The sequence below is a fragment of the Photobacterium kagoshimensis genome, from assembly GCF_050337045.1.
Classification (GTDB): Bacteria; Pseudomonadota; Gammaproteobacteria; order Enterobacterales; family Vibrionaceae; genus Photobacterium; species Photobacterium kagoshimensis.
Map to the genome: position 1 here is coordinate 1 of NZ_JAKJSO010000024.1, position 22,071 is coordinate 22,071.

General features: G+C 43.6%; 20 protein-coding genes. 11 read left to right on the plus strand and 9 right to left on the minus strand.

What is annotated here, in order from left to right; translation table 11 throughout:
* Positions 1–406: 406 nt before the first annotated feature.
* The 5 genes from L4C35_RS19895 to L4C35_RS19915 are packed head-to-tail and all read right to left on the minus strand — an operon-like array spanning position 407 to position 6,376.
* Positions 407–1,417, minus strand: a complete 1,011-nt coding sequence (locus L4C35_RS19895) for an ABC transporter ATP-binding protein (RefSeq protein ID WP_428464540.1) — start codon at positions 1,415–1,417, stop codon at positions 407–409.
* A 2-nt stretch (positions 1,418–1,419) separates the two neighbouring features.
* Positions 1,420–2,406: an ABC transporter ATP-binding protein gene (locus tag L4C35_RS19900; RefSeq protein WP_428464541.1), complete on the minus strand. Its 987-nt coding sequence runs from the start codon at positions 2,404–2,406 to the stop codon at positions 1,420–1,422.
* Positions 2,407–4,254 (minus strand): extracellular solute-binding protein, encoded by a 1,848-nt coding sequence (locus tag L4C35_RS19905; RefSeq protein ID WP_428464542.1) that lies wholly within the window; start codon positions 4,252–4,254, stop codon positions 2,407–2,409.
* A gap of 51 nt (positions 4,255–4,305) precedes the next feature.
* Positions 4,306–5,346 (minus strand): ABC transporter permease, encoded by a 1,041-nt coding sequence (locus tag L4C35_RS19910; protein ID WP_428464543.1) that lies wholly within the window; start codon positions 5,344–5,346, stop codon positions 4,306–4,308.
* 4 nt (positions 5,347–5,350) lie between these two features.
* On the minus strand, positions 5,351–6,376 hold the full coding sequence (locus L4C35_RS19915) for an ABC transporter permease subunit (RefSeq protein WP_428464544.1): 1,026 nt from the start codon (positions 6,374–6,376) through the stop codon (positions 5,351–5,353).
* Positions 6,377–6,792: 416 nt separating this feature from the next.
* On the opposite strand from L4C35_RS19915, the gene L4C35_RS19920 reads away from it, so the two are divergent.
* Both L4C35_RS19920 and L4C35_RS19925 read left to right on the plus strand, forming a co-directional pair.
* The gene (locus L4C35_RS19920; protein ID WP_428464545.1) at positions 6,793–7,608 is read left to right on the plus strand and encodes a hypothetical protein; all 816 of its coding nucleotides are present in this window, start codon (positions 6,793–6,795) and stop codon (positions 7,606–7,608) included.
* An 18-nt stretch (positions 7,609–7,626) separates the two neighbouring features.
* Positions 7,627–11,223, plus strand: coding sequence for a zinc-dependent metalloprotease (locus L4C35_RS19925; protein WP_428464546.1), 3,597 nt, complete (start codon positions 7,627–7,629; stop codon positions 11,221–11,223).
* Between the two features lie 76 nt (positions 11,224–11,299).
* On the opposite strand, the gene gmhB is transcribed toward L4C35_RS19925, so the two are convergent.
* The gene (gene gmhB, locus L4C35_RS19930) at positions 11,300–11,854 is read right to left on the minus strand and encodes a D-glycero-beta-D-manno-heptose 1,7-bisphosphate 7-phosphatase (RefSeq protein WP_048899960.1); all 555 of its coding nucleotides are present in this window, start codon (positions 11,852–11,854) and stop codon (positions 11,300–11,302) included.
* 288 nt (positions 11,855–12,142) lie between these two features.
* On the opposite strand from gmhB, the gene metN reads away from it, so the two are divergent.
* From metN to L4C35_RS19945, 3 genes are all read left to right on the plus strand, one after another.
* Entirely contained in the window at positions 12,143–13,177 is a 1,035-nt protein-coding gene (gene metN, locus L4C35_RS19935; RefSeq protein ID WP_428464547.1) for a methionine ABC transporter ATP-binding protein MetN, read from the plus strand.
* Positions 13,167–13,853: a methionine ABC transporter permease gene (locus L4C35_RS19940; RefSeq protein WP_428464548.1), complete on the plus strand. Its 687-nt coding sequence runs from the start codon at positions 13,167–13,169 to the stop codon at positions 13,851–13,853. Before metN ends, L4C35_RS19940 begins: the two co-directional genes overlap by 11 nt.
* 113 nt (positions 13,854–13,966) lie before the next feature.
* Positions 13,967–14,782, plus strand: a complete 816-nt coding sequence (locus tag L4C35_RS19945) for a MetQ/NlpA family lipoprotein (protein WP_428464549.1) — start codon at positions 13,967–13,969, stop codon at positions 14,780–14,782.
* Between the two features lie 117 nt (positions 14,783–14,899).
* On the opposite strand, the gene ykgO is transcribed toward L4C35_RS19945, so the two are convergent.
* A complete protein-coding gene (gene ykgO, locus L4C35_RS19950; protein ID WP_048899969.1) occupies positions 14,900–15,043 on the minus strand; it encodes a type B 50S ribosomal protein L36 in 144 nt (47 codons plus the stop codon).
* A 4-nt stretch (positions 15,044–15,047) separates the two neighbouring features.
* Positions 15,048–15,308 (minus strand): type B 50S ribosomal protein L31, encoded by a 261-nt coding sequence (locus L4C35_RS19955; RefSeq protein WP_428464550.1) that lies wholly within the window; start codon positions 15,306–15,308, stop codon positions 15,048–15,050.
* A gap of 142 nt (positions 15,309–15,450) precedes the next feature.
* Here L4C35_RS19955 and tsaA point away from each other — a divergent pair, with 142 nt between their 5' ends.
* The 6 genes from tsaA (at position 15,451) to L4C35_RS19985 (ending at position 20,707) form a co-directional block, all read left to right on the plus strand.
* Positions 15,451–16,167: a tRNA (N6-threonylcarbamoyladenosine(37)-N6)-methyltransferase TrmO gene (gene tsaA, locus L4C35_RS19960; RefSeq protein WP_428464551.1), complete on the plus strand. Its 717-nt coding sequence runs from the start codon at positions 15,451–15,453 to the stop codon at positions 16,165–16,167.
* A 61-nt stretch (positions 16,168–16,228) separates the two neighbouring features.
* Complete coding sequence (locus L4C35_RS19965) at positions 16,229–17,944, plus strand: proline--tRNA ligase (RefSeq protein ID WP_428464552.1); 1,716 nt, start codon at positions 16,229–16,231, stop codon at positions 17,942–17,944.
* 135 nt (positions 17,945–18,079) lie between these two features.
* Positions 18,080–19,204, plus strand: a complete 1,125-nt coding sequence (locus L4C35_RS19970; protein ID WP_428464553.1) for a patatin-like phospholipase family protein — start codon at positions 18,080–18,082, stop codon at positions 19,202–19,204.
* 93 nt (positions 19,205–19,297) lie between these two features.
* Complete coding sequence (locus L4C35_RS19975) at positions 19,298–20,152, plus strand: GGDEF domain-containing protein (RefSeq protein ID WP_428464554.1); 855 nt, start codon at positions 19,298–19,300, stop codon at positions 20,150–20,152.
* A 160-nt stretch (positions 20,153–20,312) separates the two neighbouring features.
* Positions 20,313–20,516: a YaeP family protein gene (locus L4C35_RS19980; protein WP_428464555.1), complete on the plus strand. Its 204-nt coding sequence runs from the start codon at positions 20,313–20,315 to the stop codon at positions 20,514–20,516.
* A gap of 2 nt (positions 20,517–20,518) precedes the next feature.
* Positions 20,519–20,707, plus strand: coding sequence for a DUF4250 domain-containing protein (locus L4C35_RS19985; RefSeq protein WP_428464556.1), 189 nt, complete (start codon positions 20,519–20,521; stop codon positions 20,705–20,707).
* Between the two features lie 109 nt (positions 20,708–20,816).
* On the opposite strand, the gene L4C35_RS19990 is transcribed toward L4C35_RS19985, so the two are convergent.
* On the minus strand, positions 20,817–22,028 hold the full coding sequence (locus L4C35_RS19990) for an aromatic amino acid transporter (RefSeq protein WP_428464557.1): 1,212 nt from the start codon (positions 22,026–22,028) through the stop codon (positions 20,817–20,819).
* Positions 22,029–22,071 lie beyond the last annotated feature (43 nt).

A 22,071-nucleotide genomic window follows, 5' to 3' on the forward strand; every position in this document is an offset into this window, starting at 1 on the left:
TAGGCCTGCCGCCAGCGTTCAATCTGAGCCATGATCAAACTCTTCAATTTAAAGTTTTTGATGGCTCAATGAATACTGATTGAATATCGATAACTAGAAGCTAGTCATGATATTCGAATTGACTGTGCCAAATAATAAGTAAACTTGTTATTTGTACTGGTCACTCAGTTCATTGATGCCAAATTCATTCTTACTTAAAAAGTAACAATGAACAGTTTTGACTATTCATTTCACGAGTGCCCACACAGATTGCATGGTCAAATTGTTAAAGAACATACTGACAAATCATTCAGGCTCACCGCCTTATTCCGTGTCAGTGAGGACGCATTATAGGGAGTTCCAAAAAGCTGACAACCCCTAAATTCAAAAAAAAACACCAACCGCACACATTTTAATCAAAAGCGATTTAATCTGTACTTAAAACCTCTAACGTCTCACTTTCAATCGAATCTTGTGCCAATGGAAAGTGACAAGCAACAGTATGATTCGTTGATAAATTCCGTTCTTCAGGCTGGTTTGTTAGGCATTTATCTGTGACGTAACGACAACGGGTATGAAATCGGCAGCCAGGAGGAGGGTTTATCGGCGAAGGCAGCTCACCTTCGAGCATTATTCTGGTTTTATTGCGTAGCCTTGGATTGGGTATCGGTATTGCCGACAATAGTGCTTGGGTATAAGGGTGAAGGGGCTGGCAATACACACTGGCTGTCGGGCCTGTTTCTACAATCTTTCCCAAGTACATTACGGCGACACGGTCTGATATATGCTTCACAACGGATAAATCATGGGCAATAAAGATAATAGATAAATGAAGTTCCTGTTGCAGAGCCAGCAGTAAATTGATGATTTGTGCCTGAACAGAAACATCTAACGCTGATACTGATTCATCACAAACTAACAGCTTCGGCTTTAATGCGATGGCACGAGCAATCCCGATACGTTGCTTTTGTCCACCTGAAAACTCATGGGGGTAACGTTCAGCAGCACTTTCAGACAAGCCCACTTTCACAAGTAGCTCTTTTACCCAAATCTTACGCTCATTGGCTGTGCCGATATTGTGAATAATGAAAGGTTCTTCGATAATCATACCAATCGTGTGGCGCGCGTTAAGTGACTCAGTTGGGTCTTGAAAGACAATTTGCATGTCTTGCCTTAATATCCGCATCTCCTTAACTGATAACGACGTGATATCTTTACCTTCAAAATATATCTGCCCAGCAGTTGGCTCAAATAATTTCAGTAAGGTTCGTCCTAAGGTGCTTTTACCGCACCCAGATTCTCCGACCAGCCCTAGTGTTTCGCCTTTTTTTAAACTAAGGCTAACCCCATCAACGGCTTTTACCGAATAGCCTTTTCGTAATATGCCGCCCCCCGAATGAAAGTGCTTTTCAAGGTTTTCAATCTTCAATAATTCCATCGTTAATGTACCTCTCGCCAATGATGGCAACTCACACGGTGTGTTTTGTCTAACAACTCCCAAGATGGTTGCTGAGATTCACACTTATTCGTCATAAATTGGCACCGCGTACAGAAACGACAACCGTCAGGCATTTCATCTAACTGGGGAACATTACCAGGGATAGTTTGTAACGGCTGCTTATGTCCGACATTCAACGTAGGCATCGATTGCAATAGCCCGCGGCTATACGGGTGTTTAGGCTGTTCAAATAATGTAAACACATCACTGACTTCAACCGCCCTCCCTGCATACATCACCACAACTTCATCACACATTTCTGCCACTACGCCTAAATCATGGGTGATAAATATGATCGCCATTCCTGTCTCTTGTTGTATCTCTCGCATCAAATCAAGGATCTGCGCTTGAACAGTAACGTCCAGAGCTGTGGTTGGCTCATCACAAATCAACACATCAGGCTGACAGGCTAACGCAATCGCAATCATCACCCGCTGGCGCATACCGCCAGATAAGTTGTGTGGATATTCATAAATGCGTTGCTCAGGTGACGGAATACCCACTTTGGTAAACATCGACAACGCGTAATCAAATCGCTGCCGTTTATTAAGCTCTGGTCGATGAAGCTCTAATACTTCGTTAATTTGCTTACCTATGGTGTGTACTGGGTTTAGAGCCGTCATGGGATCTTGAAAGATCATCGAGATACAGTTACCACGCATTTGGTAAAGATCTTGCGGCGGTAGTCCAAGCAAGTCAGTTCCATCAAAAATCACTTCCCCATTAACGACTTGCCCATAAGGTCGTGGTAAAAGACCCATTATCGACATGGCCGTCACGCTTTTACCACAACCTGACTCACCAACAATACCCAATGTTTTCCCCTTTTTTACCTCAAATGACACACCATCAAGTACTCTAACTACACCATTATCTGTCGTGAACTCAGTCACGAGATCACGCACTGATAAGACTACCGAGTCCGTCATTTACTCTTTCTCCGGTGCTAAGCGCTTATAGGTTTCATCAACAACCGTCATAGGTTCAAATGTCTTGCCTTTTTTCACTGCTGCTTTGGTATTTTTGTATTCTACAGGGTCGATCCAAAACGTACCGTAATCACGGAAAGTGCCCGTCGTAAACAAGAACTTGGTCAATTTTGTCATGGCAGGTTTCGGGTATTTCAACCAACGCCAGTAACCTTCACGGGTATAAGGCACCATATAGCCAGGAATAATGACGTTAGCCTCATTAACTAACAGCTGAATTTGACGGGAGATCGCTTTTTTCTTTTCAAGATCGAATTCAGAACGGTAAGACATGATGAGGGTATCTAGCTCTGGCGAACTAAAATTAGTGAAGTTGTTGTTTTGAACTTTATTGGCGTTATCTGAGTGGAAGTACTCCCAATAAGCAGGGATCTCAGATGTGCCCATTCGGTGAAATGATAACTGGTGTTTTTTCTCTAACACATATTTAAATGCTGACGAACCATCGACAAGGTTTAGTGTTAGTTCTAGCCCTGCCTCTTTTGCCTGCTCTTTTAAATACGCAATTCGTGGTGTGTGTTGGGCATAACCATAGGTCACAGCAAAGGTTAAACGCTCACCTTTACTATTAATACGAATACCATCCCCACCGACTTTATCAAAGCCTGCTTTCGCAAACTTCTGGGCCGCCAGTTCAGGTGCAAATTTCGGTGCAGTAATCGCATTATTGGTATAGTCACCATGGCCAACACCCACACCGTTAGGTAGGCGGGTGTAGTCATCCCGAAGTAACTTGGAAATCATGCCGTCAAAGTCGATAGCATGGGCTATCCCATCTCGAATAATAGGGTTATCAAGCTTATCCTTCGCGGTGTTAATCCAAATCCCCCCCGCCCCTTCTGGCACTTGGTTATAGCCCCAGAACTTATGGATATAGCCCTGCTGATAAGGTTTAGTGTTTGATTTTTCATGCCAAAGCGATGGGATCAGCAAGGCGAACGTGTCGATGTTACCTTTCTCAAAGTGCTTTTTAGCTATATCGTTATCACGGATGACCTTGATACTGATTTTTTCAACGTTATAACGATTCTGAAAGTAACGATTAGAGTATCCCCACCAATCTTGCCCTATGTGTTTAAACGTCAGTGATTTTCCTTTTTTCACTTTGTCTAAGTAATAAGGCCCAGCAGATGGCTCAGCTTTAAAATTGTATTTGCGAACAAAATTATCATCAATGCCATCATTATTTTTATCATCTTTTGGCTGATAGAAGTGCGCTGGTCGAGGTTGAAAGTTACTGTAAATCATCAAATCTTCACGGTTTCGCGGTTTTGTCGACACAACCGCAAACGTATGATCATCGTATTTCACGACTTCTTTAATTTGCTCGGTGTAATGCTGGTTATACCATGGGTCAATGATGTCTTTTGAACGCATCAGTGTCAGTACAAAGACGAAGTCATCCGCTGTTATCGCTTTACCATCAGACCACGTCGCTTTCGGGTTTATTTTAAAATACACCGTCTTGTTATCGTCACCGTATGCCCATTCATCGGTGATTTCAGGGATCCATTTATTCGTGACAGGGTGGCGAGTAACAGAGGCTGGGCGATTATCCACCAGCCATGAACGAAATGCCCCATTTGAATCAGGGCCGATCACACGAAATGTCTGAGGGAAACTTTGGATATAAGTCCGAAATTTGCCACCAAACTGTGCCTGTTCAGAGGCAAATAATGGCTCATTTGCATTTGATATCCAGGTCAGGTTGTCAGGTAATTGCGCTGCCTGCACATTAAAATGAAAAGCTGTCGCAGCCAGTGCGGCAGAAAGCGTTAAAAACTTCATCGTTATACATCCTTGTGTTAGTGATGAATCACATTTTTGTATCAGCCTGATTTAAATATAGCGGGTGTATTTTTTAGGATCGAACGCCTCACGTATCGCTTCACCAATGAAAGTCACCATGACTAAAACCAATACGATGGCCGTAACAACAGATACCACTATCCATGGTGAATCAAGGTTTGACTTTCCTTGCTGTAATAAATCGCCCCAGCTTGGCGTAGGCGGCATTAGCCCCAGACCTAAATAATCCAGCGCCGTCAACGCAGTAATATTTGCTGCAATCGTAAAAGGCGCGAGTGTCACTATCATTACCATGGTATTAGGTAAAATATGCTTAAACATGATACGTGCCGTAGATGCACCTAAAGCTCTCGCTGCCATCACATATTCTCGCGCTGATTCTTTATAAGTCATGGTTCGCATATACCACGTCATTCCCATCCAACCAAAGAGCACATTGATAGCAACAAAGAGTGAGAACGTTGGCTGAGTGATCGATACCAAAATCATGATGACGTATAAAAATGGCACCATCGACCATATTTCAATCACACGTTGAGCAATAAGATCAAACTTACCGCCCCAAAATCCCATCGCACAGCCAACCGCGACCCCTATGGTGTAAGAAATAAGCATGGTGCTTAATGCAAATCCCATTGCAATACGAAAGCCATATACCAAACGCGCGACAATATCTCGCCCTATAGTATCTGTTCCTAAATAATGTTTATCGGCGAAGCTCGGCTCTGTCGGTGGGAAATCGCCACTAAAATCTTGTTCATACGGATCCCACGGTATAATTGGTAACAGTACCCAATTACCTTCATTTTGCTGCTGATATAAGACTTGAAGTTCACGGTAATTCGCTTCTTTTGCATAACCTAATCCAAAGTCAGTCCCCGCACGAACATCACTCAAAACAGGGAAAGACCACTGCCCGTTATAGCTCACCATTAATGCTTTACTGTTAATAAACAATTCAGCGACTAAAGAAAAAACCAGCAAAAAAGACAAGGCAACAAAAGAGTAATAACCGCGTTTAATTTGCTTAAAGCGAAGTAACTTACGGCGAGTCAGAGGGTTAATATTCATGAATTTACGCTCCAAACTTCACACGAGGATCAACCATAGCAACACACATATCCGACAGTATGTTGCCTATCATTAGCATGACTGCGTTTATCGCGACTATCCCCATCACAACGGGGTAATCGCGTTCCATGATGGCTTCATAGCCAAGCAACCCTATCCCATCAATATTAAAAATAACCTCTATCAAAAAAGACCCTGTCATAAAGAAAAGTAACGAATTACCAAAGTGGCTCGCGATAGGGATCAAGCTGTTGCGTAAAGCATGTTTACGGACTGCGACTTTGAATGGCAGTCCTTTAGCGATCGCTGTACGGACATAGTCTGCCGATAGGTTTTCCATCAGGTTATTCTTCATCGTCATGGTTAGGGTGGCAAAATCACCAATGAGATAACAGATTAACGGCAGCACTGCATGCCACATGATGTCTTTGAACTGTTCAGCAAAGGTCTCATAATCATCAAAATCATCGCCGACAAAGCCCCCCATAGGAAACCACTCGAGGTGATAACTAAATAAGGTTATTAATAAAATACCAACCACGTAACCAGGTAAGGCATAGCCAATAAAGATCAAAATTGAGGAGGATGAATCAAATACGCTGCCATGGCGCATTGCTTTAAAATAACCGAGAGGAATGGAAATAAAGTAGCTGATAAAGAAAGTCATACCACCATAAAAAGCGGAGACAGGAATACGCTCAGCAATCATATCCCAAACAGGTTCGTAGTAGCGGGTCGATTCGCCAAAGTCAAAGACAACAAGCTTACTCAACCAATCGCTATACGCTTCAAACACCGGCTTGTCTAAGCCATAAAATGCATTCAGCTCGGCAATTTGATCATCGGAAAGTGCATTACTCCCCCCTACTGCTGTGCTTGTGGCTTGTACATCGCCTTTCGCTTGCATACTCGCAAGCAAGCGCTCAACGGGGCCGCCGGGCACAAATCGAGTAATGGTAAATATCAGTAGGGTTACACCCAGAAAAGTCGGGATCACCAACATTAATCGGCGTAAAAAATATGACAACATCGACGACACTCCTTGTCGTTATTTATTTTGTCGCTCTGTATTAGAGTTTAATACTATATTAAAACCAATAACAAGGCTTATTACTCCTATCCAATATTTTCAACATAGATCACTCACTATATCTTAGGTGATTTATAGCTAACAATGACTAATAAATCATTTAGTACCGTGTCAATATCAACTCAATAACGACCCAAAAGTAAAATAATGCGCCTATAGCTAATTAAGTCAAATCATCAATAAACCATCAGCTTCACTAATCTTATACGCTACCACAAACCTTAAATCCGACATTTAACCCATGCAATTCCACCAGCACCCAGAATAATCAATAAAATATCAAGATTGACCATGCCACCGGCAAAACTGTAACAATATAAAAAAAGTACCGTCAATAATATTATTAATGGATGAAAATGATGGACATAACAAATATAAAGAGGAAAAGAATCCCCAAAAGGTATAACCCCCTACTATTAATTGCAGGATTACTAGTGGTTAATCATAGTTACGCTGATATAAATAATATTAATGGTTATTTGTCTCTTACATACACCTCAAATTATGTAGATAAAGATGATCATCGCAGCATTAGAAATTTAAATTGGTCAGGAAACCTTAATTATAAATTAAATGAAAATACTATTTATATCGACTCTGGCGGCTATCGTGTTTATGAAGATGAAACAGGCACGTATTTAACCGACACGATTATTGGCATTAAAAACAGTCAATACTACCAATGGGGAGAAACCGGTAATATTGGTTATGCCGCTCAGTTTACTTTACCCACCTCTGAATTATCAGAAAAAGATAAGCTCTATACCGCACTTCGACTTTCTATGCCTATTACCAATAAATGGGATAGCATTAATTATTTTTTTACCCCAAGAGTCAAAAAGAACTTTCATAAATATAAAACAGCAGGAGACAAAAATTTAACCGAGTGGGTGGCATCTATCAATACAGGTGTAGGCTATAGCTGGCATGATTTCACCGTCAATCTTTCGCTACTTGGCGGAACGGCTTGGAGCTACCATGGTACACGCTATGACTGGAATTACTCAGGCGCTCTATCTGGTATATGGCAAATAACCCCTCACTTTTACACCGCGCTATCAACCTCTAACTCTGGCGTATATTTTGATGCAGAGCGTGGAACCGTTGGCGATATAGATATATTCAACCTAAACACGGCAAGCTATTCCATTGCTGTTGGGTATTCATTTTAAATACAAAAAGGAGTTTGTATGAAACGATCACTGGTCGCATCAAGTATTATTTCTGCGTTATTTCTCGTAGGATGTGGTGCTGATGATCAAAGCTATGATCTTGTTGAACGAGACCCTCACCAAGTAACTAAAAGGGAGATAAAAACAGATCAAGTCTACCTTTATATGCCGTCAATGGCGAAAGCACCACGTTATGCTGTTAGCATGGCGCCATTCATGCAAGGTCAGGAAAAACTGGTTCGCTTTTTCTATACCGAAGAAGGATTAGAAGTTCGTCAATTAAGCCCTGATGTCATTAGCCAAGCACAAATAAATAATAATGATTTTGGACGTTGGTCTGATGTTGACACTAATTTAAGCCCATTAATAAAATTGCCAGGGACTTATCAGGATTATCGTTGTAAAGAAGATGCCTACGATGACTGTACTAACCAAGAAGAGGAAAATACAGACGAAAATGTCAATTGGAAAGATAAAAAATTCTTCACGCCGGATTATACCAAACTCGCCGTATTAGAGCGTGACTGGGATGATTTATTTACCTATTCAACAGGATGTTATACCGCAGTAGGTCCAGCCCGACTGGCGACTGATTGGGAAGGTTATGAGTTAAAAGATGGTGCGCTGAATATTGAATTGGAACAAGATTATCAAATATCTAATCAGTGGAGCTGTCTCGTTAATGCTTTATTCCAAGGCGATGATGGTCTCGACTTTAATAACCTGACTTTTACGGTTTCAAACTTTTATTCGTTTGTCCCTCTGAATGCCGTGCAGAGTCAAGATTATGAGCCTGTGCTTTACCCTAAAGGTGATGAAGATACTTTTGGTATGTTTGCCTCACAAGTCTCTCGCCCCGACCACCTAGGGAACAACACCCAAGATGGTAATCGTATTCACTACATGCACCGCTTCAACCCGACACAAGGAAATGTCGATTATCACTTATCCGATAGCTTCGATATAAACCCAGCAACCCAGTTTTATAAACAAATCACCATAGATGTGATAGACAGGATCAATCCGCAACTAACCAAAGTTGGCGTACCGAGTATTACTTTGCATCAACCTTCGGGTAAGCGCTCTGGCGATCTACGCTACAACGTGATCAACCTTATCCACGAGCCGCTACAAAATGGCTTAGCCGGTTACGGTCCATCCGCAGTCAACCCTGTGACTGGTGAAATCGTCCATGCCCATGTTAACCAATACTCAGGTGTATTAGAGAGCATCGCTTACCGTTTATGGGATCGCATCGCGATCCAATATAACCAAGGCAATGTTAAACCAATGCCAAAACAGGAAAACGAGCAAGTATCAGCAACACCCGTTGCTTTATCCTATTCCGCTATTGATGGTACCCGCCTCGAAAGCAATGCTGATTTAATCGCATCGATCGCCACAAATACCTTACCACCAGCGGTACAAACACAGGCAAGTGAACCGATTGATAGCGCCTTAAAAGCCTTGAACGAGCTCAATCAGATCCCACAAGAGACACTTACCCCCCTAGATTTAGTCAAAATTAACGAACTCGAAAAGCGCCTATGGGCCGAACACAATATGTTTCCTGTTTCGAGCTTATGGTCGAGTACCACCGAAAAAATGCTGCCCACGATGGTCGTGGCAGGTCAGTCAATCGATTTTACCTCTGAAGATGCCTATGTATGGTTAGATAATGAGCGCACCCAACTAAAACGCTGGGACCAGCTAACCATAGAGCAACAGACACATGTCGGTCGTATTTTGGCTGGTATTTACTATGCAAAAACCTTGGTTCATGAAATAGGCCATAACCTAGGTTTACGCCATAACTTTCAAGGCAGTAATGATGACAGTAACTTTTTCACTAAACAGCAAGCTCATCATCACGGCCTAAAATACATCCCAGCGTACAGCTCTATCATGGACTATAACCCGTCGATGATGGATGCATTACCTGTCTTTGGCCTCTACGATAAAGCCGCATTGCGCTTTGCTTACAAACGCCAAGTTGAAGTGTCCACATTCGGTTCAGCATCAAAGGCCGATACCGTATCACCAGAATACTTTGACTTAACGGCCTATGATAAAGAACTGAAAACCGCTTTCTTTGCTGAAAATACTCACTTAGATCCACGCTTAAGCGATGGTGTTTTAAGTGCAGCCGTTAATGATGCCGTATTAGACGATAAGTGGAGTGATAAAGTCCCAGGCGATAAAGTGCTGCGTGAATTCAAATACTGTACCGATGGCAATGTCAGCTTAAATACCGACTGTAATCGCCATGACGAAGGTCGAAATCATAGTGAGATCAACAATTATAACTGGCAGCGTTACTACGAACATTTCTCGCTAAGTACCCACAGAAATAATCGTAAAAACTTTGATGAATCAACACTGAGTGATTACGCCATTGGCCGCGTCAACACCTTCATGAATTGGCGTGAAAACATTCAAATGTTCGATCGTATGTCACAATACATAGGTTGGAGCGACGCCGACCGTTTATTCATTGCCCAAACGGATCCTGTCTGTACCGGCCAAATGGAAATATGGCCAGTGTCAGATTTTAACTTCGATTACTTCTGTGGCATGGCGCAAGGCATTGATGAACTCAGAAATAACCTTGTGAATCTGGTGATTCAACCAGATCATCAGTGTGAAGTTCAAAATGCGGTTGGTGAAGTGAGTTACCGTACACTGAACGATGTCATTTACCAAAGTGCAGTACGCAGCCAGCTCGCTCAAGGGGAAGTACCACAAAGCTGCTTCCATCCAGCTATTGAGTCCTACTTAACCAGCCAAGGGCAAACACTGTTAGCTGAAGCGGGCAAAATGCTCAACAGCGGTAAAGCACCCAATGTGAACCCGAAGTTTAATTATGTCGGCATGTTTGATTACTACGGTTTCTGGCCCGATAAATTTGCCGCAATGGCTGCATTGTTAGAGCGAGATGGTATCCGTCGTACCACTGACCGCACTGACAGCGCCTTAGTCGATTTGCCTTACATTGTCCCAACAGGTGGCAACGGTTATATCAAATACGATATCTTTACAATCTTGCTTGATGATATCGCCCTTGGTACAAACAATGCTCAAACCATACTCGGTACTCAATTATTCAGAGACCGAGAAGGCAACGCAGTTGCACCACAAGGTGAGTTCACAGCGTTTGAGGTAAATACCAAAGTAGAAGCAGCCCCTTACTACGCCAAGAACCTCAAGCACTTCTATAACTTGCCTCACAAGGGTGAATACAGCCAAATTGAAGCGCTACTCAAGTTAGTGGTGCAATTTAGTGATAGCCAAACAGGTTACTACACCCAGGGTGACAAGCTGGCGCAATATGTTTCGCTACGCAGCAGTAACGATCATGTTAGCCAAGTTGAAACCTTTGTTCGTAAAAATGGCCAAAGCTATTATGCAAGTCCAGCCAATGGGTTAGCGCTACAGATGATCCAGTTCATCAAAGAACTGAACCAGCTTATTGATCCCAATATCGATAACAGCGCACTCGAGTTAAAGCACATCACACTGATTGAGTTTGATGATGCTAAGCAACAAGCTAAGTTGTTAAAACGCGCCAAACGTTACCAACAGGTGTTAGAAATTCTACCGCTCGATAACCGTTAAATAGCCCCATAATCCAAACGAAAACAGGTCGCCTAAGCGACCTGTTTTTTTTGAAGCTTAACGTAAAAAACTACGCTTACTTCGCTGCAACCCATGCTGGTACATCTGCGACGCTATCTAGCACAACCGATGCAAGGCTCTCGCCTTCTTCAGTCACAGGCTTACCTGTACGAACCAGAATTTTAGTGCCTACGTTGGCTGCTTGCGCCGCTTTCATGTCATCAGTTTTGTCACCGATCATGATTGAGTTTTCCATATCAATTTTTAGGAAATCTCGCGCAGAAATAAACATACCTGGGTTCGGTTTGCGACACTCACATGCTTGTAAGTAATCGCCTTGGCCTTCAGTTGGGTGGTGAGGACAGTAGTAAATACCATCAAACTCAACGCCATTATCAACAAAGTTCCAATCCATCCACTCTGTTAATGATAAGAATTCATCTTCAGTGTACATGCCACGTGCGATACCTGCTTGGTTCGTCACAAGCACTAACATGTAACCCATTTCTTTTAATTTCTTACATGCTTCGAAGACACCCTCGATGTATTCAAAATCATCTACAGTGTGAACATAACCGTGGTCAACATTAATGACACCATCACGATCGATAAAAACTGCTGGTTTGGCCAAAGGAAAGCCCTCTATATTTCATTTAGCTTGATTATGGCACGGCAGCAGTTGCGATTCATCTATTTACCGCTTCAAGGACCATAACAGCGCTAAGGATTACCGTTGGACTTTAAAAGCAGATTTCATTTAGACGTCTAGACGTAAAAATATCTATTGACTTAGCCATCCAGACTGCTAATCTCATTATCAACATAACGCGATTTAATTCAACTTTTCGCACAATCGCGTTACAAATACAATACGTATAACCGCAAAACGCATTATTTTATCTGGTATCTAGGAAGTTCGATGATAGAAATAAAACGAGTAGACAAAGTGTTTTATCAGGGAGAGTTAGAAATACATGCTCTGCGTGATATCAACCTTACCATTGAACAAGGTACCATCTTTGGTGTTATTGGCTCATCAGGTGCAGGTAAAAGTACACTGATCCGCTGTGTCAATTTACTTGAACGCCCAAGCAATGGCCAAGTGATTGTTGATGGTGTCGACCTAACCCAGCTGTCTAGCCAAGAGTTAACCCTTGCTCGTCGCAAGATCGGCATGATTTTTCAACATTTCAACCTGCTTTCATCGCGAACTGTATTTGATAATGTCGCCCTACCCCTTGAGCTAGCGAACAAATCAAAAGCAGATATCAAAACCAAAGTCACTGAGTTGCTTCAGCTTGTCGGCTTAGCGGATAAACACCACAGCTACCCAGCCAATCTAAGTGGCGGTCAAAAACAACGTGTCGCCATTGCCCGCGCACTGGCCTCAGATCCAAAAGTGCTACTGTGCGATGAAGCTACCAGCGCCCTAGACCCTGCAACAACGCACTCGATTCTCGATCTACTTAAAGAGATCAACAGCAAGCTAAAGCTCACTATTTTACTTATCACCCACGAAATGGATGTGGTCAAAAATATCTGCTCCAAAGTAGCGATTATTGGTGACGGTGAACTGGTAGAAAAAGGGCCTGTTGGCGATATTTTTGCTCACCCTAAAACAGATCTTGCCCGTGAGTTTATTCGCTCAACATTGGATCTCTCAATTCCTGAAGATTACAAAGCGCGTATGACACCAGAGCGCATTGAAGGCAGCTACCCACTGATCCGTTTAGAGTTTACAGGCGCTTCCGTCGATGCACCGCTGATCAGTCAAGTAGCACGTGAGTTCAATATTGATATCAGTATCTTGAGCTCAGACATGGACTACGCTGGCGGTGTCAAATTTGGCCTGATGCTGGCAGAGTTTTATGGAACGGAACAAGCAGCCGATAATGCGGTAGCCTTCCTTCGCGATCACAAAGTTAACGTAGAGGTGCTAGGTTATGTTGCTTGATACTATTGCTACTTGGTGGCAAACCAATGAACGTTTGGTTCAGCTATTAATCGAAGCATTAGGCCAAACCCTCACCATGGTATTGGCATCGGGATTGATTGGCTTTGTACTGGGTATTCCACTCGGTGTTGCACTGCACCTCACTAAAGATAATGGCCTAATGGCCAACCCTAAATTTAATAAAGTATTGGGCATAGTGGTCAACATTGGTCGCTCTATCCCATTCATTATTCTATTGGTCGCGATCATTCCATTTACTCGCTTTATTGTCGGCAGCTCAATCGGAACCGCTGCGGCAATCGTTCCGCTAACCGTCGGTGCCATTCCATTTATCGCTCGCTTAGTAGAAGGGGCATTACTGGAAGTGCCAACGGGGTTGGTTGAAGCCGCGCAAGCTATGGGCGCAAAACCCATTCAGATCATAACCAAAGTGCTTTTACCTGAAGCACTACCTGGCATCATTAACGCCGTGACCATCACCCTAGTCACACTAGTGAGTTACTCGGCAATGGCAGGTACGGTCGGAGGCGGTGGCTTAGGCGATGTCGGTATCCGTTACGGCTACCAGCGCTTTGATGGCACCGTGATGGCAATTACCGTGATCATGCTGGTTATCTTAGTCCAACTGATTCAGTCGATCGGGGATCACTTAGTCAAACGTGTCGACCATCGCTAATCTTAGTATCAGGTAATAAAAACGCATCACTCAAGCACAACATATTATGACAGCGAGTTAGCCAACTTAACTCGCTTAAAAAATCAGGGAATACCCCATAAAGGAGAAGTAACATGGCGTTTAATCTAAAGAACATTTTTGCCGTCGCAGGGTTAGCATCTGCACTTGTACTAACTGGCTGTGGTGAAAAAGAAGCCGCGGTTGATAATACCAAGATTAAAGTTGGGGTAATGGCAGGCTCGGAAGCGCAAGTGGCAGAAGTGGCCGCTAAAGAAGCCAAAGACAAATACGGGCTTGATGTTGAACTGATCACTTTTACCGATTACGTATCACCCAATGCAGCGCTTGAAGAAGGCTCTATTGATGTCAACGCATTCCAACATAAGCCTTATCTTGATCAGCAAATTACGGACCGTGGCTACAAATTCACAGTCGCTGGTAACACCTTTGTTTACCCAATTGCGGGTTACTCAAACAAAATTAAATCGGTTGATGAGCTTCAAGATGGCGATCAAGTAGCCGTTCCAAACGATCCAACTAACCTTGGTCGTTCACTGCTATTACTGCAACAACAAGGTTTACTAACACTGAAAGAAGGCTCTGGCCTAGCCGCAACAGTGCTTGATATTGTTGAGAATCCAAAGAACCTCAAAATTGTTGAACTAGAAGCGGCTCAACTGCCACGTTCGCTAGATGATGTGAAACTTGCCATTATCAACACCACTTACGCAAGCAGCATTAATCTAACGCCTGAACGTGACGGTGTATTTGTTGAAGATAAAGAGTCACCGTACGTAAACCTGATTGTTTCTCGCCAAGACAATGTTGATGCAGAAAACGTAAAAACATTTGTGAAAGCGTACCAATCAGAAGCGGTTTACACAGCAGCAAAAGACATATTCCAAGGCGGTGTGGTGAAAGGCTGGTAATCCACCTTCCTCTATATGCGTCACTAGAAACTCACTGACCGAATACAAAGCCCCTTTGCTAGGGGCTTTGTTGTATCTAATCTTTACTTTATATAACTCGCGACCCACAATAACGGGCTATTTTTTCTTACCACCGCTGCCTTGCACAGCCTTAAAGCGTGGATTTGATTTACAAATCACGTAAACACGACCTTTGCGCTTTACGATTTGGCAATCACGGTGGCGCATCTTGGCGCTTTTTAACGAACTTAATACTTTCATTGTTTTATCCTTTTACTGAACCAATTTGGCCAAAGCGACGGTTAAAGTTGGCCATACGCCCTTCAGCAGAAATCACACGCTGCTTACCGGTATAAAATGGGTGCGATTCCGACGATACATCCAAGGTGTAATACGGGTAATCTTTACCATCTTGCCAAGTAATGGTGCGATCGGTTTGGAGTGTTGATCCAATCAGAAAATATTTATCAACGCTGGTGTCGTGAAAAACGACGGTTCGGTATTCAGGATGGATACCCGATTTCATGATGCTATCCTTATTTTTGCTTTGATTTTAATGTTACATTATAACAATTGTTATAATGTAACATTTGATAGCTATTCTCAACAACTCCTTCTTTGTTTATTTATGATAGAGTTTCTCCACTCTCGTTAACTTGAATGCTTGTATGTCTGTTTCTATCGAACCTGTTGGTGTTATTCACTCCCCTTACAAAGAGAAATTTGCGGTGCCTCGCCAACCAGGGCTTGTACCCAGTGCGCGCGCTGAAATCGTATTACGAGGTGATGCCAATACCGCAGAAGCTGTTCGTGGTTTAGAGCAATTTAGCCATTTGTGGCTACTGTTTTTATTTGATCAGAATCTTGAAGCGGGATGGCGACCAACGGTTCGGCCACCTCGCCTTGGCGGTAATGAACGTATTGGTGTATTTGCCAGTCGAGCAACTTTTAGACCTAATGGCATAGGCATGTCTGCGGTAGAGTTGAAAGGGGTACGCCATCAAAATGGCAATGTGATCATTGAATTAGGCGGCGTTGATTTAGTTGATGGGACCCCTATCGTCGATATCAAGCCTTACATCCCGTATTCCGATAGCTTACCGGATGCACAAGGCGGATTTGCGGCTGAAGAACCCGATACTTTACCCGTGATCTTTACCGAGGCAGCGATTAAGCAACTCGATAAAGGCAAAGAGGCCTATCATCAAGCGGTGATCCGTGAAGTATTAGCGCAAGATCCTCGCCCTGCGTACAAAAAAGGGAAAACTGACAATAAACAATACGCCGTACATCTGTTTAACTATAATGTCAGGTTCAGCGTGAGTTTTGACGCCATTACCGTTACCGCATTAGAGCCAATTGATGACGAATCCTTTGGCGCGTAATGGATTAGCTGATAATATAGATCCCTTCACATAAATTTTTATCAACAAACGGATACCATCAATGCGTACCAGTAAATATCTTCTTTCTACCCTGAAGGAGACCCCAAATGACGCAGAAGTTATTAGCCACCAGCTGATGCTTCGTGCAGGTATGATCCGTAAGCTGGCTTCAGGTCTTTACACTTGGCTGCCTACTGGTCTGCGTGTTTTACGTAAGGTCGAGAACATCGTTCGCGAAGAAATCAACAATGCAGGTGCAGTTGAAACTTTGATGCCCGTTGTTCAGCCATTTGAACTTTGGGAAGAAACAGGTCGCTCAGAAAAAATGGGCCCTGAACTACTTCGCTTTACTGACCGTCACGCTCGTCCGTTTGTACTTAGCCCAACAGCTGAAGAGGTTATCACTAGCCTTGTACGTAACGAAGTTAGCTCTTACAAACAGCTTCCGCTAAACCTGTACCAAATCCAGACTAAATTCCGCGATGAACGCCGCCCTCGTTTTGGTGTAATGCGCGCACGTGAATTCTGCATGATGGACGCCTACAGCTTCGACATCGACAAAGATGGCCTGCAAAAGTCTTACGATGCAATGCACGATGCTTACTGTAAAGCGTTCGACCGTATGGGTCTTGAGTACCGTCCAGTTCTGGCTGACTCAGGCGCAATCGGTGGTAGTGGCTCTCAAGAGTTCCATGTACTGGCTGAGAGTGGCGAAGATTTGATCGCATTCTCAACAGAATCTGATTACGCAGCCAACATCGAAAAAGCAGAAGCACTTGCACCTGCTGCTGAATGTGCAGCGCCAACGCAAGAAATGACGCTTGTTGATACGCCAAATGCAAAAACGATTGCTGAACTTGTTGAGCAACACGGCCTGGCTATCGAGAAAACAGTTAAGACATTATTTGTTAAAGCATCTGATGAAGTTGATGCCGACATCGTTGCACTGATCATCCGTGGTGATCACGAGCTTAACGAAGTAAAAGCTGAAAACTTGAAAGAAGTTGCGGCTCCACTAGAGATGGCAACGGAAGAAGAAATTCGTGCACTGATCGGTGCAGGCCCAGGTTCACTAGGCCCTGTTGGCCTTGAACTACCCTTCATCGTTGACCGCACAGTTGCTGTAATGAGCGACTTTGGCGCAGGCGCTAACGTTGACGATAAGCACTACTTCGGTATCAACTGGGGTCGTGACGTTGAACTCGGTCAAGTTGAAGATCTACGTAACGTTGTTGAAGGCGACCCTAGCCCATGTGGTCAAGGTACCCTACAACTAAAACGTGGTATCGAAGTGGGTCATATCTTCCAATTAGGTACAGCCTACTCAGAAGCAATGAACTGTGGCGTGCTTGACGCTAACGGTAAACACTCAATCCTTGAGATGGGTTGTTACGGTATTGGTGTATCACGTGTTGTTGCATCAGCTATCGAGCAAAACTACGACGAAAACGGCATCATCTGGCCAGCAGCGATTGCACCTTTCCAAGTGTCTATCGTACCGATGAACATGGCGAAGTCTGCAGAAGTTAAAGAAGCCGCTGAAAAGCTATATGCTGATCTAACTGCAGCTGGTATCGAAGTGCTATTCGATGACCGTAAAGAACGCCCAGGTGTTATGTTTGCGGATCACGAGCTGATCGGTATCCCTCACACTATCGTTATCGGTAACCGTAGCCTTGAAAATGGCGAGATGGAATACAAAGACCGTAAAGACGGCAGCAAGGTCGGTGTACCTGTTGCAGAGATGGTTGAGTTTATTAAGCAAAAACTTGCTTAATCGCTGATAATTCCATATCAAAAAGCCTCCCTCGTTGGAGGCTTTTTTATTGGCTCGCATCCCGCCTTATTGAAAAAGGCTTATCCTGCCTGACAAGACCTTGTATAGTTAAACAAGAATAGTCAGGGTGTTGATATGGCAAAGGATAAGCCTAAAATCAGTTTATTACTCAGCGGTGGTGGTGCGCGCGCAGCGTATCAAGTCGGTGTACTCAAAGCCATTTCTGAATGGTATCCACGAGTGCATCACAGCCCGTTTTCAATCTACTGTGGTACATCTGCAGGGGCGATTAACGCCACCTCTATTGCCTGTTACGCGTCTTGTTTTCGCCTTGGCGTAAAAAAGTTAGAGTGGATTTGGGGGCGACTTCATAGCCGTCGAATCTTTAAATCAAGCCCGTTGGGAATGACAGGCTATCTCGCCCACCAGTGGTATGCTCGCATGCAAGCTCAGCACCACGAAAGACCACCGTTTGGGCTGCTCAACAACCGCCCGCTGCGTGAGTTACTTAACCAAGTTAACAACTATGACCGACTTGAAAAACAGATCATGGCGGGTAACTTAGAAGGGCTATCCATTACGGCCTCAAGTTACAAAAGCGGATTATCCGTTAGCTTTTTCCAAGGTCAACCCCACCTGACTGAATGGGATCGCGCCAAATCAAAAGGCCGTCGTGCCATGCTCAATACTGATCATTTAATGGCATCAGCTGCAATCCCTTTGGTTTTCCCCGCCAGTCGGATTGGTCGTCACTATTATGGCGATGGTTCTATTCACCAATTAGCCCCATTACGCCCTTCGCTTAAAATGGGCGCAGATAAGATTCTTATCATTAACTTAATCAACCAGAAAATAGAGCCATCAGATCACACCCAAACACCCGGGTTAGCCACCTTGGGGGGACATTTAATGGATACGATTTTTAGCGATACATTAACCGCAGACTTAGAACATCTCGATCGTACCAATCGCCTATTGCATACCTTACCAACGACGGCACAGAAAAAACTCGATATGAAGGTCGTCGATCATATCCACCTTTTCCCTAGTCAATCTTTTGAACCTCTTGCACAAGATAACTATTGCTACCTCCCCCCCATGACACGAGCACTGATGCGAATGATAGGGATCAGCCCACAAGACGATGCTGCTATCACCAGCTATATATTATTTGAACCCGCATACATCAAATCTCTTATTCAGCTTGGATATGAAGATGCGTTAAGACAAGAAGGCATACTCAGAAACTTTTTAAAATAGAATCAGTTAATTATTATCATATTTAACAACAAACAGTTGATCAGCGCTGAATTTTGCATATAGTATTTGCCCACACTTTATTTTGATGATGATATGGATCCAGTTCTTTGGGATAAATATGCTGATGCTTCACAGAAACCGAGAAGAAAACCTCTCGGGGCTGATGTACGCTTATTGATCCTACAGAAACTCCAAGGCAAGCTTGATTTATCACTGTTGTTTGAAATTTTCACCCGTGAAATGGAAAAGCAAATTGATATTCATCGGCTGATTTGGGAGTTAGAAGGAACGGCCACTCTGATCCGTCGAGGTAAAGCGACCGAGTTTCGTCAGACTTTTGTACTACGTTTTGGCGAGAATGAACTTGGTAAGCTCCAGTACTGTACCCCATACAAACTGGACAAAGATGAAATTAATTTACTTCACACCTACCACCGCCTTTTTGCTGGTCCATTAGCAAATGCCATTGAATACCGCCGCGTGAAAAACCTTGCTCTGCAGGATTACCTATCCGCTTTAGGTAACCGTACTAGCTTTGAGCAAGATATCCGCCATGCCATCGCATTAAGCGAACGCCGTAATGTCGGACTCGTTCTGATCATCTTTGATTTGGATAACTTCAAGCAGGTTAATGATCGCTTTGGGCATCTTGATGGTGACAAGGTGATACGCCGTTTTGCAACTATTTTGAAAGATGCCGTTCGCGCGACTGACCGTTGCTACCGTTTAGGTGGCGATGAATTTACCGCCTTATTGCAGCCCGCGACCTCAGAATCCGCGAGCAAAGTTGCCAATCGTATCCAGCAATTAATGAAACAAGACCAAACCTTACGCGCGCTTAATATCAGTGTCTCTTTAGGCTATGCGCATTATCAAAAAGGCGATACCTCAATATCCCTTATCGACCGAGCTGATCGTCAGCTATACCAACACAAACGTCAAAAATAACCACACCTAGCACGTCAACCGCCTTTTTAACCTGCTTTATTAATGTTGATCAAAGCCTCACCATTTACGATATACTAATCTGCAAATGTGAATCATTCGCTGAATGTACTCGTCTCTGATACCGGTACATTCAGCTAATGATTTAATTAAGGATGAACCAATGAAAGTACATGAGTGTTGCGAGCTGATCCGAATGAACTACGCCCAAATTGGTGGTGGTGAACTTGGCTATATCCCAAATGCCATTCACTGTGCGATTAAAGCGCTTGATTACGTTGCAGCGAATACTGAACTGCCCCAAGAAGTTCGTGAACGTGCCGCTTATGCTGCCGCTAACTTATTGATGAGTGACCATGAGGACTAATCATGAAATTAACCAACTTTGAAACCATGGATCCGGTGATGCTGATGAGCATCGTCAATATGAAGATCCGCGATGAGTTTGGTGATCTTGATAGTCTGGTAAAGTATTACGAAATCGATAAAGCACAGCTGGTTGCACGCTTAGCAAGTGCAGGGTTTGATTACTTGCCAGAAGCAAAACAATTTCGCTAAGGCGCTAGCCCCAAAAGACTCACAAATTTAGAGCAATAAAAAACGGAAGCCAAAGCTTCCGTTTTTTTATCATACTCATGTATGACTCATGTATTTACTTCGCGTTAATCTAGCCCTTAAAGACAGGCAGTAAATTTGCCATCGCCATTAAATGGAAAGCTGCAGTCAATACCCCGAACGCAATCACAACATAAACGGTCACATTGCCACCGGGTACGACAAACCCTTCTTGTGCTGGCATTTTTTGACGTAATGTTTTGGCCAATACTGCTGGGATAATACAACTCCAAATAGTAGCAGCCGCACCCGCAAGACCAATCGCGGCAACAAAACCAAACGGAGCGACTAACGAGAAAACCAATGGCGGAATAAACGTCACCCCCCAGGTTTTTAGTCGTCCTTGCTTCGTATCGGCAAAACCAAAAAAGTCCGCTAAATAATCAAACAGCCCCAAACCAACACCAATGAAAGATGAAACAATCGCAGCAATAGAAAAGATGTGCAGTGCTTGCTTAATGCTATTTGAATCTACCGCTGAAGCGAGTGCCGATATCAAGACATCAACACCACCACCAGCCGTTACAACTGGGCCAAACTCTTGGCGTGGTAAGTTACCAAAAATACAAAGTACCCAGCCTAAATAAAATGTAAGGGCAATTAGGGTGCCACCCAGAATCGCTTTTTGGGCACGGTATTCATCTTGGTAGTAATCACGCATTGTACTCACTGAATGGTGATAGCCAAATGATACTAACGCAACGGGCAACAGAGCCAGAGCATAGGTCGAATAAGATGCATCACCTTCGCCCTGCGCAAATAAGACAGGTACGCTGATATTCGAAGCCAATCCAGAAATCCCCAGCACAAAGCTGATGCCCATAAAGAGGATCAACACCGTAGAAATACGATCGACTGCGTGGGTCGAGTGTAAAACAAAGGCTGAACAGAGTGCGACAAACAGAACGGATGCTAATTCACGCGACATCCCCAGCATTTCGCTGAAGATCATGCCTGATGATGAAATGTAGGCATAAAGCAAAATGCCACCTACAAAATACAACGACAAGTTATTAATAAAATTAACCTTGTTGCTCAATACATCTTTGGCAACAGTATTAAATGAAGCTTTAAACTCATAATGCTTAAGTGCTTCTAGCAACAACCATCCTGAAAGGGTCATCATGATCATAGTGAAAGAAATGGCAACTACAGTCCATAACGTCCACGCACCAGCACCAGCGCTTGGCAACCCAAGCATGCCTGCTCCAACACAAACACTGGCGATAATACATGCGCCCCCAAGTGTGGATGGTTTACTCATAATGACTCCTAGACAAGATAACGACAGTACAACAATGTATCAG

What these genes read in the sequence shown, in the direction of transcription:
- L4C35_RS19955 (WP_428464550.1), bottom strand. Translation starts at nt 15,308, where the DNA reads ATGAAATCGGGTATCCATCCTGAATACCGAACCGTCGTTTTTCACGAC.
- L4C35_RS19900 (WP_428464541.1), bottom strand. Translation starts at nt 2,406, where the DNA reads ATGACGGACTCGGTAGTCTTATCAGTGCGTGATCTCGTGACTGAGTTC.
- L4C35_RS19915 (WP_428464544.1), bottom strand. Translation starts at nt 6,376, where the DNA reads ATGTTGTCATATTTTTTACGCCGATTAATGTTGGTGATCCCGACTTTT.
- L4C35_RS19905 (WP_428464542.1), bottom strand. Translation starts at nt 4,254, where the DNA reads ATGAAGTTTTTAACGCTTTCTGCCGCACTGGCTGCGACAGCTTTTCAT.
- metN (WP_428464547.1), top strand. Translation starts at nt 12,143, where the DNA reads ATGATAGAAATAAAACGAGTAGACAAAGTGTTTTATCAGGGAGAGTTA.
- L4C35_RS19980 (WP_428464555.1), top strand. Translation starts at nt 20,313, where the DNA reads ATGAAAGTACATGAGTGTTGCGAGCTGATCCGAATGAACTACGCCCAA.
- L4C35_RS19940 (WP_428464548.1), top strand. Translation starts at nt 13,167, where the DNA reads ATGTTGCTTGATACTATTGCTACTTGGTGGCAAACCAATGAACGTTTG.
- L4C35_RS19945 (WP_428464549.1), top strand. Translation starts at nt 13,967, where the DNA reads ATGGCGTTTAATCTAAAGAACATTTTTGCCGTCGCAGGGTTAGCATCT.
- L4C35_RS19925 (WP_428464546.1), top strand. Translation starts at nt 7,627, where the DNA reads ATGAAACGATCACTGGTCGCATCAAGTATTATTTCTGCGTTATTTCTC.
- L4C35_RS19985 (WP_428464556.1), top strand. Translation starts at nt 20,519, where the DNA reads ATGAAATTAACCAACTTTGAAACCATGGATCCGGTGATGCTGATGAGC.
- L4C35_RS19965 (WP_428464552.1), top strand. Translation starts at nt 16,229, where the DNA reads ATGCGTACCAGTAAATATCTTCTTTCTACCCTGAAGGAGACCCCAAAT.
- L4C35_RS19920 (WP_428464545.1), top strand. Translation starts at nt 6,793, where the DNA reads ATGATGGACATAACAAATATAAAGAGGAAAAGAATCCCCAAAAGGTAT.
- tsaA (WP_428464551.1), top strand. Translation starts at nt 15,451, where the DNA reads ATGTCTGTTTCTATCGAACCTGTTGGTGTTATTCACTCCCCTTACAAA.
- L4C35_RS19970 (WP_428464553.1), top strand. Translation starts at nt 18,080, where the DNA reads ATGGCAAAGGATAAGCCTAAAATCAGTTTATTACTCAGCGGTGGTGGT.
- L4C35_RS19895 (WP_428464540.1), bottom strand. Translation starts at nt 1,417, where the DNA reads ATGGAATTATTGAAGATTGAAAACCTTGAAAAGCACTTTCATTCGGGG.
- L4C35_RS19975 (WP_428464554.1), top strand. Translation starts at nt 19,298, where the DNA reads ATGGATCCAGTTCTTTGGGATAAATATGCTGATGCTTCACAGAAACCG.
- ykgO (WP_048899969.1), bottom strand. Translation starts at nt 15,043, where the DNA reads ATGAAAGTATTAAGTTCGTTAAAAAGCGCCAAGATGCGCCACCGTGAT.
- L4C35_RS19910 (WP_428464543.1), bottom strand. Translation starts at nt 5,346, where the DNA reads ATGAATATTAACCCTCTGACTCGCCGTAAGTTACTTCGCTTTAAGCAA.
- L4C35_RS19990 (WP_428464557.1), bottom strand. Translation starts at nt 22,028, where the DNA reads ATGAGTAAACCATCCACACTTGGGGGCGCATGTATTATCGCCAGTGTT.